This window comes from Stenotrophomonas sp. 05L44_2, from assembly GCF_056665995.1.
Genome location: NZ_JBFTNR010000031.1, coordinates 1 through 11,755 on the forward strand (window position 1 = coordinate 1; position 11,755 = coordinate 11,755).

The 11,755-nt window shown below is 66.9% G+C and carries 7 protein-coding genes; 2 read left to right on the forward strand and 5 right to left on the reverse strand.

Translation table 11 applies throughout. The features are described from left to right. On the reverse strand, positions 1 to 909 hold a 909-nt coding region (locus tag AC1VAN_RS01940), incomplete at its 3' end, for a S46 family peptidase (RefSeq protein ID WP_480985167.1). 264 nt (positions 910 to 1,173) lie between these two features. On the opposite strand from AC1VAN_RS01940, the gene AC1VAN_RS01945 reads away from it, so the two are divergent. Further along, a complete protein-coding gene (locus AC1VAN_RS01945) occupies positions 1,174 to 1,929 on the forward strand; it encodes a hypothetical protein (RefSeq protein WP_442251894.1) in 756 nt (251 codons plus the stop codon). A gap of 245 nt (positions 1,930 to 2,174) precedes the next feature. On the opposite strand, the gene AC1VAN_RS01950 is transcribed toward AC1VAN_RS01945, so the two are convergent. The 4 genes from AC1VAN_RS01950 to glyQ form a co-directional block, all read right to left on the reverse strand. Further along, the gene (locus AC1VAN_RS01950; RefSeq protein WP_480985168.1) at positions 2,175 to 6,041 is read right to left on the reverse strand and encodes a translocation/assembly module TamB domain-containing protein; all 3,867 of its coding nucleotides are present in this window, start codon (positions 6,039 to 6,041) and stop codon (positions 2,175 to 2,177) included. Next, positions 6,038 to 7,834 carry an autotransporter assembly complex protein TamA gene (locus AC1VAN_RS01955; protein ID WP_081794577.1) on the reverse strand — a complete coding sequence of 599 codons (1,797 nt, stop codon included), beginning with the start codon at positions 7,832 to 7,834 and terminating at the stop codon, positions 6,038 to 6,040. Before AC1VAN_RS01955 ends, AC1VAN_RS01950 begins: the two co-directional genes overlap by 4 nt. A 253-nt stretch (positions 7,835 to 8,087) precedes the next feature. Continuing rightward, positions 8,088 to 10,163, reverse strand: a complete 2,076-nt coding sequence (glyS, locus tag AC1VAN_RS01960; RefSeq protein ID WP_442251895.1) for a glycine--tRNA ligase subunit beta — start codon at positions 10,161 to 10,163, stop codon at positions 8,088 to 8,090. An 88-nt stretch (positions 10,164 to 10,251) separates the two neighbouring features. Further along, positions 10,252 to 11,163, reverse strand: a complete 912-nt coding sequence (glyQ, locus tag AC1VAN_RS01965; RefSeq protein WP_025878768.1) for a glycine--tRNA ligase subunit alpha — start codon at positions 11,161 to 11,163, stop codon at positions 10,252 to 10,254. A gap of 83 nt (positions 11,164 to 11,246) precedes the next feature. On the opposite strand from glyQ, the gene AC1VAN_RS01970 reads away from it, so the two are divergent. After that, positions 11,247 to 11,755 (forward strand): GspE/PulE/PilB domain-containing protein (locus AC1VAN_RS01970; protein ID WP_480985169.1); only part of this gene is annotated, 509 nt, incomplete at its 3' end.

The window sequence follows — 11,755 nt, forward strand, 5'->3', positions numbered from 1 at the left end:
GGTGTCGATCATCTGCTGGAACACCGACACCCGGCGCGGCAGCACGGTATCGATCTGGCCAGCGAACTCGGCGGCGGTGCGATGGCGGTAGGTGATGCCCGGGTAACCGGCCAGCATCGCGTAGTCGCCCTCCTTCGGGCCTTCCACCGACATCTGCAGGTGCGCCRGTGCCTGGTAGGGCACGTTGTCCTTGCTGTAGGCGGCCGGCTTGCCGTCCTTGCCCACGTAGGCACGCAGCAGGGTGAAGTCGCCGGTGTGGCGCGGCCACATGAAGTTGTCGATCTCATCGCCGTAGTTGCCGATCGCGCGCGGCGGCGCATAGACCAGGCGCACATCGCTCAGCTCAAGCTGGGCGATGCGGTAGAAGTCGGTGCCGTAATACATGTTGGCCACCGAGCAGCGCACGCTGCCGTCCTTCTCGCACTCGGCCACGATCTGCTTGCTGGCTGCATCCACCGCGTCGAAGTACGCGCGGCCGGTCTTGCCCTTGGCCTGTGCCAGCACCTGGTCGGTCACCTTGTCGAAGCCGACGGTCACCAGCACGCGGAAGTCCGGATTGGCCGGACGCTCGTCGGCGCGACCCTTGGCGATGAAGCCATCGTTGATGAAGTTGTGCTCGGGCGAGCTGTTGTACTGGATCACGCCCATTGCCACGTGGTGGTTGGTCAGCAGCAGGCCATCGGCCGACACGAACGAGCCGGTGCCACCGCCGGCACGCACGACCGCACTCAGCGGCGGCGCGGTCACGTTGGCCAGATCGGCCGGGTTGCCCTTGAAGCCAGCCGCCTGCAGCGGCTTGGCCAGCTCCGGCAGCTGGGTCGGCATCCACATGCCTTCGTCGGCATGGGCGCCAGCGGCGACGGTCAGGCCCAGGGCCAGGGCGGTGGGGAGGGCTTTGCGTGGCGACATGAGGCAATCCGGTACGACAGAACAGCCCGGGACCATAGCTGCTGGGGCCGGATGGGGCAACGGCCGATGGTTGGGGGCACCGATGCTGGCTAGAATCAGGCACGGATACCAGGGAAGGACCGATGATCGCAGGAATCGATCTGGGCACCACGCATTCGCTGATCGGCGTGAAACGCGCCGATGGGGCAGTTCTGTGAACAGGCCCGCTACGCACAGCTCGGCAGCGGAAATACTGCGTGGCAAGCCGCAAGGAAATCACGACGCATGAATGATGAAGCCGCAGTGACGGGGCCATCTGCCGCCGAAGCGCTTGCCGACCGCATCGTCCGCCACGGGCAGCAGCACGATCCGGCAGATTTCGCAGCCTGGCTGCAGCAGTCCCCGGAACTGCAGGCACCCGCGGATGCCAGCGCAGTGAAGCTGGCAACCTGGCAGCGGCTGATGAATGGCACCACGCCGTTTCCGCAGGCGAACTTCGAGCAGCTGGCCGACCGCTTCCAGTGGTATGACCGGGGCAATATCCGCGAGTGCTACGACATGGCCGCCCTTGGCCACAGCATGCACGTGCGCTGGTTGCTGTTGCGAGGTAACGAGGTTGCTCTTGCGCGCTACATGCATCGCGATGATGCACCGGTTTCCGTAGCACAGGCCCGCGGGCGCGTGGCTCGGTTGAGTGGGCGCTGGCGACCACTACGTGCACGGTGGCAGGCGCGGTCAGCGCACACGCGACGCGAGATGCGCGACACTCTGCACTACCTGGTCGGCGAGCCGATCATGTGGTTCGTGGTTCCGCCGCCGCCGTTGCAGCGCAAGCAAGTCCTGTTCTGGGCGGCAGCGGCCGGTAATCGGCTGCATTCAGCGCCGCGCCGCCGACTGCCCCTGTGGCAGCGTGTTGTCGTGGCGCTGCTGTTGGCGTGCACTCTGCTGGGCGCCTTGGCGATAGCCCACAGGGCTTCTATCACCAGCCCCAGCGATACAAGGGGAGATCGCTTGGTATTGCAGGCACCCGCCAGTACGTGAGCGATTGATCGACAGCGGCACTGTACTCGGCATCATCCACCAGTGCTTCTTGCAACGCTTCGCTCCGATGAGGCAGGACGCACCAAGACCGGGGCTGGTGGACGCAGTCGCTATGATCGCGCAGGCACTGGTGCAGGCCTGCTGGATGAAAAGCCTGCATGTCCAGTGCGGCCGTCCGCGCTGGCCCAACCGTGGATTACGGCAGCGCCGGGCTCGGCGCCACCGCAGCCACGCATGGCGTGGCTCTACTTCTCCCGCCGCCAGTTCAACGAGCCACGGTTTTCCACCGTGCTCGATTCCACTTCCACGTCGAAGCCGCGGCGCAGCAGGTACTTCAGCGTGATCACCGAACCGGCACCGACCAGCGATACGCCGTAGCCCACGTACAGCTTGGGCGAAATGTACTTGCCCACACCGATCACCGAGCCGCCCAGCGCGCGCGACTGGCTGACGCCGGCATCGTCCAGGCCCAGCTTGGCACCCAGCTGCGAAGCCAGCAGCCCGCTGCCCGCCGACAGCGCGGCCGATGCGGCGTTCACCTGCTGGGTCTGGTCGCTGCTGGCACCGGTCAGGCTGCGCCCCAGCACCAGGTAACCCAGTGCTTCGGACTGCGACATCGCCGGATCGGACCAGACATCGGCGCGCGGTTGCTGCGCGCGCCCGGTCACGTCGATGCCGGCGGTGACATCACCGATCCGGCGCTCGGCGCGGATATTGATGCGCGGGTCGGACACCGCGTTGTAGTTCCAGTTGAGGTTGCCGCGGGTGATGGTCAGGTCCTGGCCATAGGCCTTGTAGCGGCCACTGACTTCCAGGCCACCGTTGGCGGTCATCTCGCGGCCGGGCTTGGCCCAGACCTGCATCTTGCCGGTCAGCGCGCCCTTCAGGCCGAAACCGCTCATCTTGACCTTGTCGCCCAGGCTGACGGCCAGCTCCATATCCAGCGGCGAGGTGCGCGACTCTTCCGGATCGGCCGGGTCCAGCACCACCACGTCCTCGGACACCGAGGTGCCACGGTCCAGGCGCTCCAGATCGATGTCGGCCTCGGGCACGTGCACCGTTCCGCGCAGCTCCATCGCGGCCTTGGCCAGGGTGAAGTCCAGGTTGGGATTGGCGATGATGCGCAGCTCGCTGGTATTGGACAGCAGCACATTCTCGCCGTGGATCTTCAGCTGCAGCGGCTGTGCATCGCCGAACCAGGACAGGCCGCCGTCGACATACAGCGTGCCCTTGCCCGAATTGGCCTGTGCGGTGATCTTGGCCGACCCGTCGGGCTGGGCGACGAAGCTGCCCTTGCCCTGGTCGAAGGTCAGGCCCAGCGCCGGGAACTCGCCCTTGAAGTTGCTCAGCTGCGCATCACCGCCCAGCGACGGCTGGCCGCGCGTGCCACGCAGGCTCACGTGGCCTTCGATCAGGCCGGTCGGGCGCACCACATCCGGCGAGAACAGTTCCAGCCAGTACAGGCGCGACATGTTGAGGTAGAGCTCGCCGTTGAGCGGCGCACTCGGCTCCCAACCGGTCTGCATCTTCGCATCGACGAAGCCGTTGCCCTGGAAGCCCATGCCCAGGTAGCCCTTGATGCTGGCCGGGGTCATGTCCAGCTTCAGCGAGAACTGGTCATAGCGCACCAGCTCGCCACGGTTGGCATCGCCGACGCCGGTGTTGCGGTTCTCGCCCAGGCGTACGCCGCCTTCGGCCGAGCGCACTTCCACGTGCCCTTCCCACGCGTTGCCACGCGGCCGGATCTGCGCGTCCAGGTTGAGTTCGCCACGCAGGTAGATGCGTCGGCCGGACTGTGGCGGCAACCACGGCTGCACCAGCGCCAGCGGCAACGCATCGCCGCGCACCACCAGGCCTTCGCGCGGCCAGTTGGCATGTGCGCACAGGGCGCCACCGGTCGCAGCGCCCAGGCAGGTTTCGCCCAGCGTGTAGTTGCTGCCGTTGATGGCGAATGCCGCGGGCGCACGCAGTGCCCACGCATCGCCCTTCACCGGTGCGATGCGCAGCGTGGCCAGTTCGCCACGCCATTGTTCACCTTGCTGGCGAACGCTGCCCTGCAGCTCGATCGCCCCCAGTTCGTTGCGGGTCTGTGCGGCCAGGCGCAGGTTGGAGACACTGCCCTGCGCATCGATGTTCAAGCGTTCCAGCAGCATGCCGGCATTGACCTGCTGGCCCTGTATCGCCAGCGTGCCACTGTCGCCACGCCACGGCAGGCGGCCCTTGATGCTCAGGCTTTCAGCGCCATAGCCGTCCCAGTTGAGATTGTTGCCGACCAGATCTGCAGTGATGTCCGGTGCATCGCGCGGGCCTTTCACCTGCACCTGGCCACGCAGGCCACCATCGGCGCCGGGCAGCAGATCGCTCAGCTGCAGCGGCTCGAAGCGCGCATCGATGTCCAGGCGGTCGCCGACCTTGCCCGAGGCGGTCACCCGGCTGCTGCCGACGGCCAGTTTCAATTCACCCTGGCCCTGTTCACCCTGCAGGGCGAACTTGCCTTGGGCATCCACATTGCGCTGGCGCAGAATGCCCTTCAGCGACGGCAGGTCCACCGTGGCCTCCAGCGTGCCCGCAGTGCCCGGCGGCGCATTGGCCGGCGGCGGCAGCTGGCGTCCCTTGGACGCGAGATTGCCGGACAGACGGCCATCCCAGCCCGGTGCGAAGTAGCCCGGGTCGAAATCCTTCAGCGTGGCCTTGGCATCCCAGTCCAGCTGCGGTGCCCAGGCCACCTTGCCTTCCACCTGCAGCTGGCCACCCGGGGTCTGCGCCTGCAGTTCGCGGATCTCCGCAGCCTGATCGTTGCCACGCACATCGAAGCGCAGCTGCGCCTTCTGCTTTTCGCGCTCGACATCGGCACGGCCGATCGCCGCCCACGCCTTCAAGGTACCGGCCAGTCCAAAGCGCGCTTCCTTCAGCGTCACCGGCACCGGCGAACTGCCGGCGGTGTTCGGGTCCGGTGCCGGCACCCAGGTCAGGTCCTGCGCGATCACCGAGAAGTTCAGCTTCTGCTGGTCTTCCTGGCTGAAATCGGCGGTACCTTCCAGGCGTGCTTCGCCGCCCAGGCCCTTGACCACCAGCGGCGAGACCTTCAGCACCTGGTCCTGCAGCGAAACCACCGAGGGCGCCAGCTCCAGTTCCTGCTCACCCTGCTTCACCCGGCCATGCAGGTTGGCGTTGCCGCCCTTGCCGGAGGCGGTGAAGTCCAATGCCAGCGGCGCGATGGCCGAGCTGGCCAATGCCGGCGACAMCAGCGCCAGGTCCAGCTCGTCGCTGCGTACAGTCGCGTTCCAGGTCGGATCGGTGCGGCCATCGAACACCAGCATCGCGTGCAGCGGCTTCGGTGCGCGGCCGGCCAGCGCCACTTCCATATGCGCCAGGTCACCGCGCGCGACCAGGCCGACCGTGGCCGCGGTACGCCCGCGCGGTGCCGGCAGCACCGCAGTGACGGTGACGTCGGTGTCGTAGTCCTTGGCCGGGATGTAGCGGCCCTGGGCAGTGAAATTGCCCATGTCGCTGTCCACCACCAGCTTGCGCGCCTGGAACTCGCCATTGGCGATCTCGATGCCACCGCGCACGCGGCTGATGTCGATCACCGGCTCGTTGGCCTGGCTGATGCGGAAACTGTCGATGGCGATCACATCGGCCTGGATCGCCAGCGGCATTTCGATCTGCGGCAGCGAATCGGGCCACGACGGCAGCTTGAACGGCTCATCGCTCTTGGCCAGATTGAGCGTAGCGTTGGTCAGCTCCAGCTTGTCCAGCAGCAGCTTGCGGCCCAGCAGCGGGCGCAGGTCCGGCTCCAGGTGCGCGCGCTCGGCGTGGAAATGGATGTCGTCGTAGCGGAAGTCGACGTTGTACAGGGTCAGCGGTYCGGCCACCGGGCCATCGACCTTGTCCCAGGTAAAGCTGGCACCCACCGGCAGGCGCGCCACCACCTGCGCCAGCAGCACATCGCGGCCGGCCACCGTCTGCAGCAGCCAGTACACGGCCAACAGGGCGACCAGCACCAGGCCGACCACGCCCGCGCCGGACCATGCCCAGAAGCGGCGACGACGGTAGAAGCGCACGCGCCGCGGCGGCGTGTTCGGCGACGGAGTCGGTGCGGGCGTGCTCACAGGTCCGCTCCGATGTTGAGGTACAGCTGGAACTGCGAATCAGGGTTGTTCAGACCGTGAGCGATATCGACCCGCACCGGGCCCACCGGCGATTTCCAGCGCACGCCGAAGCCGACGCCGGTGTGCAGGTCGATGTTGGTATCGAAGGCGCTGCCGGTGTCGACGAACACCGCTGCACCCCACGGACCGCCATTGAAGTAATGCTCGTACTCGGCCGAGCCGACCACCAGGTGCTTGGCACCAAGCGCGTACTTGTCCGGCTTCGGCGTGCGCGGGCCGACCTCACGGTAGGCATAACCGCGGATGCTGCGGTCGCCACCGGCGAAGTAGCGCAGGCTGGGCGGCATCGCCACCAGGTCGCTGGTCCAGGTGGTGCCGCCTTCGCCGCGCAGGATCAGGCGATTGGTCGGCCCCACCGGGATGTACCAGCGCAGCACGGCATTGGCCTGCACGAAGCTGGTGTCCGATCCGACGCCTTCGACGCCGGCACGCACCGTCGCGGTGCCACTGATGCCGCTGCGCGGGAACAGCTCATCGTCCACCTTCACGTAGTCGGCCACGATCTGCGGGTAGACCAGCGTGGACGTGTTGTAGACCGCATCGGTGAACTCGGTGCCCGAGGCATAGCGCCAGCGCTCGCGCAGCGCGTTGATCGAGGCGATGGCGGTCCAGTTCTCGTTGATCTCGCCGCTGCGGCTGGCGATCAGCTTGAAGTTGCGCAGATCGATGTAGTCGGTCTGCTCGTCGTAGGCACTGGCGGCGAAGGTATACCAGCCATCCAGCCAGTTGAATGCGGGAATGCGGTAGCTGGTGATCAGGCTCTTGCGCTTCTGCGCATAGTCCAGCTGGGTGTTCATCTTGTGGCCGCGGCTGTTCAGGTAGCGCCGTTCAAGGCCACCACGCACACCGGCGCCACTTTCGCTGCCGTAACTCAGGCCGTAGGAATAGATGCTGCGCTTGGCCCGCGTCAGCTTCACATCGACTGGCACCTCGCCGTTTTCATCGGCCTGGTCCGGGCGCGGCTGGATGTCGATCACGCTGAAGTAATCGAGCTTGGTCAGCGACTCGCGCAGGCGGTCCAGCTTGCCTTCGTGGAAGTAGCTGCCCTGGTCCCAGTAAACCAGCGGGTCGAACAGCTTGTCGTCGAAGTAGTTCTGCTCGAAGGTCACCGGGCCCATGTTGTAGCGGCGGCCGCTGTCCCAGGTCAGGTCGATGTCGGCAGCGTTGTCCGCGCGGGTGATCTGCACCTGGCGCTGGGTGTAGTCGGCGTCGAAGTAGCCGCGCTCGGCCAGGCGCCGGGTCACGGTGATCTTGCTGGCTTCGTACTGGGTGTGTTCGAAGCGCTGGCCCTTGCGCGGCTTGAACGCGGCCAGGTCGTCCTGCAGGTACTGGTCGTACATCGCCGGACCGGTGATGTCGATATGCTCGCGGCGCACCAGCACCGGCTGGCCCTTGTCGACATGGATCAGCACGGTGACGTGCTCGTCCTGGCGTGGCGCCTCGACCTTGATCACTGGGTTGTAGTACCCGAACGGTTCCAGCGCCTGACGGGTCTGCCGCTCGGCCTGTGACAGCAGGTATTCCAGGCGCGACTCGCCCTGCTCCTTGCCGATCGTGTCGAACAACGACAGCGATTCCTGGATGTTCTCGATGATCGCGGCGTCGTCGCCCTTGTCCAATCCCTTGATGTCCACCTTGTCGATGGTGCCGCGCGCATGGGCCACGGAAGTGGCGCAAAGCGAGAGGACCATCAGCGGCAGGGCGTATTTCGTTGGCTGCATGCGGCACAGCATACCGACCGGAGGTGACGATGCGAAATGCATCACGTCAATCCGGATCGGTTGTTAAGTGGCGGTCAAAATACGCGCCTTTGTGGCGATCATCGCGGCCGCATGCGGAAATATCGGCATCGCGTCGCTGCCGGCCAGCGGCCGGCTACCCAGTAGATCCACGCCATGCGTGGATACGGTCTGATTCATGGCGAGCGCGCAGCGCGGCCTGCAGAAAAGCCGCCGGGCATGGCCCGGCGCTACCCATCGTGGGCGATCAGCTGGACAGGTGCTCGATCGCCGCGACCTTGCCCAGGCGCTCGCCCAGCATCGTCAGCAGTGCCAGGCGGTTGCCACGCAGTGCCGGATCCTCGGCATTGACCATCACCCCGTCGAAGAACGCATCGACCTGCGGACGCAGGCGGGCCAGGCGCGCCAACACGGCCACATAGTCCTTCTGGTGCAGGCTGGCGCCGGTATCGTCGATGGCGGCAGTCACAGCTTCGGCCAGCGCGCGCTCGGCATCTTCCTGCAGCAGGGCCGCATCGATCTGGCCCGGAATATCGCCTTCGGCCTTGCGCAGGATGTTGCGGATGCGCTTGTTGGCCGCGGCCAGCGCCTCGGCTTCCGGCAGCGCCGCGAAGATCCCGATCGCGTCCAAGCGGCGGTCGAAGTCGTACAGCGAGGCCGGCTTCAGCTCGGCCACCGCGTTGAAGTGGCTGGCCGGCACGCCCTTGTCGCTGTAATAGCCCTTCAGGCGGTCGAGGATGAAGTCGTACAGCTCGGCCACGTCGGCCTGCACGTTGCGCGCGGCCAGCCCGGCGTTGGCGCTGGCCAGCAGCGCGCGCAGGTCCAGTTCGAAGCTGCTTTCGATGATCGTGCGGGCCAGGCCCAGCGCGTTGCGGCGCAGGGCGAACGGGTCCTTGTTGCCGGTCGGCTTCAGGCCCGCGGCGAAACCGCCGGCCAGGGTATCCACGCGCTCGGCGATCGCCAGCACCTTGCCCAGCGGCGACAGCGCGATGTCATCACCACCGAAGCGCGGCTGGTAGGCCTCGTCGATGGCCAGCGCCACCTCCGGCGATTCGCCACCGGCCACCGCGTAGTGGCGGCCGGCGATGCCCTGCAGTTCCGGGAACTCATTGACCATGCGCGACTGCAGGTCGTTCTTGGCCAGCTGCGCGGCACGCTTGGCCAGCAGCGGATCGGCGCCGACCTGCGGCGCAATCACTTCGGCCAGCGCCACCACGCGCGCGACCTTGTCGGCCACGCTGCCCAGCTTGGCCTGGTAGGTCACCGTCTTCAGGCCCTCGCCCATCGCCTGCAGGCCCTGCTTCAGGTCTTCGTCGAAGAAGAACTTGGCATCGGCGAAGCGCGGGCGGATCACCCGCTCGTAGCCCTTGGCCACTTCGGCCACGTCCTTGGACTCGATGTTGGCGATGCCGATGAACTTCTCGGTCAGCTTGCCGCCGTCATCCAGCACCGGGAAGAACTTCTGGTTGATCTCCATCGTCTCGATCAGCGCTTCCTGCGGCACCGCCAGGAACGCGCGCTCGAAGCTGCACAGCACCGCCGACGGCCACTCGACCAGGTTCACCACCTGCTCCAGGTTGTCCTCGGTGATGCGTGCGCTGCCACCGGCGGTGGCTGCAGCGGCTTCCACCTCGGCGACGATGCGCTGGCGGCGCTCTGCCGGGTCAACCAGCACGAAGGCGGCGCGCAGCGATTCCACATAGTCCTGCGGCTGGGTCAGCCACACGGTCTTGTCGTGCAGGAAGCGGTGGCCGCGGCTCATGCGGTCGGCCTTCAGGCCGAACAGTTCGGCCTCGACCACGTCACCGCCGTGCAGCAGCACCAGCCAGTGCACCGGGCGCGCGAAGCCCCAGCTGTGGTCGCCCCAGCGCATCGGCTTGGGAATGGGCATGCCGGCGATGGCCTCGCGCAGGATCTCCGGCAGCAGCGCAGCAGTGCGCGCGCCCGGGGTCACCGCACGGTGCACGAAGCGCTCACCCTTGTTGTCGGTGGTCTTTTCCAGCGCGGTCCAGTCGATCCCGGCCTTGGCCGCGAACCCCTGCAGCGCCTTGGTCGGCTGGCCTTCGGCGTCCAGCGCGATGTTCAGGTACGGGCCCAGCACTTCGCTGTGCTGTTCCGGCTGCTCCAGGCCAACGCCCGGCAGCAGCACAGCCAGGCGGCGAGGGGTCGACAGCGGGCGTGCATCGCCCAGCTCCAGTTCCACGCCGCGCTTGCGCAGGCCGTCGACAACACCGTCGAAGAAGGCCTGGGCCAGGCCCGGCAGTGCCTTGACCGGCAGCTCTTCGGTGCCCAGTTCAATCAGCAGGGGAGACAAGTGGCTCATCGGTTCGATCCTGTGGTGGGGGCGCAGCGCGCGACGCGGCCGGCGCCCCTGGGGTAGTAGGTGAAACGCGTGATGGGAGAACGGGCCGTCAGGCCTTCTTCGCGCCCGGGAAGCCCAGCTTCTCGCGCTGCTCGTAGTAGGCCTTGGCCACCGCCTGGGCCAGCGCGCGCACGCGCAGGATGTAGCGCTGGCGTTCGGTCACGCTGATCGCGCGGCGCGCATCGAGCAGGTTGAAGGTGTGGCTGGCCTTCATCACCTGTTCGTAGGCCGGCAGCGGCAGGTTCACTTCCACCAGCTTCTGCGCTTCGCGCTCGCAGGCATCGAAGCGGTGGAACATTTCTTCCACGTCGGCGTATTCGAAGTTGTAGGTGCTCTGCTCCACCTCGTTCTGGTGGTAGACGTCGCCGTAGGTCACCGGCTGCCCATCCGGGCCGTAGGTCCAGACCAAGTCGTAGACGTTGTCGCAGTTCTGCAGGTACATGCACAGGCGCTCGAGACCGTAGGTGATCTCGCCCAGCACCGGCCGGCACTCCAGGCCACCGGCCTGCTGGAAGTAGGTGAACTGGGTCACCTCCATGCCGTTGAGCCAGACTTCCCAGCCCAGGCCCCAGGCGCCSAGGGTCGGCGATTCCCAGTTGTCYTCGACAAAGCGCAGGTCGTGCACCAGCGGATCGATGCCCACCGCCTTCAGCGAATCCAGGTACAGCTGCTGGATGTTGTCCGGTGCCGGCTTCATCGCCACCTGGTACTGGTAGTAGCGCTGCAGGCGGTTCGGGTTCTCGCCGTAGCGGCCATCSGTCGGGCGCCGCGACGGCTGCACGTAGGCCGCGTTCCAGGTTTCCGGGCCGATCGCRCGCAGGAASGTGGCCGGGTGGAACGTACCGGCGCCCACCTCCAGGTCGAGCGGCTGGATGAGCACGCAGCCCTGCTGGGCCCAGAACTGGTTCAGGGTCTGGATCAGGCCCTGGAAGGTGATCGGAACGGTCGGGGTCGCGGACATGCGGACGAGTCTTGGCCGGCAAAGGGGTGCGCTAGTATAACGGCCGACCTGCGGGGCATTCCGTACCCGGAAGGAGCAGGTGGATGGAACATCGGCTGCCCACGGGCACGCCCGGCGAGCCTGGAGCGGCACCGTTGCCGCCCGGTCGCCTGCAGTTCGAACAGGTTGCGGCGGCCCTGCTGGCCGACGGCGTGGTGGCTGCGCACGAGCGCGAGCGCATCCGTTTTTCCGCACAGGGCGCCCGCAATGCCAGTGAAGTGCATCCACTGGTGCTGCTGTCCAACCTCAAGCTGGCCGCCAGCGACGGCGGCGACCTCAATCTGGAACGCCTCACMGAGTGGCTGGCCCAGCGTACCGGCAGCCGCTACCTGCGCATCGATCCGACCCGGGTCGACGTCGCCTCGGTCACCGCCGTGGCCTCGCACGCCTACGCGCGCCGCCATCGCTTCCTGCCGCTGGCGGTGGATGGCGAACGCGTGCTGGTGGCCACCAGCGAGCCGCTGGCACAGGAATGGCTGCGCGACCTGCAGCACCTGACCCGCCTTCGCATCGAGCTGGCGGTGGTCAATCCGCTGGACCTGCACCGCTACAC

Bases quoted from the DNA above. Each gene is read 5' to 3' on its own strand.
- AC1VAN_RS01945 (WP_442251894.1), top strand. From the start codon at position 1,174: ATGAATGATGAAGCCGCAGTGACGGGGCCATCTGCCGCCGAAGCGCTT.
- AC1VAN_RS01955 (WP_081794577.1), bottom strand. From the start codon at position 7,834: ATGCTGTGCCGCATGCAGCCAACGAAATACGCCCTGCCGCTGATGGTC.
- glyS (WP_442251895.1), bottom strand. From the start codon at position 10,163: ATGAGCCACTTGTCTCCCCTGCTGATTGAACTGGGCACCGAAGAGCTG.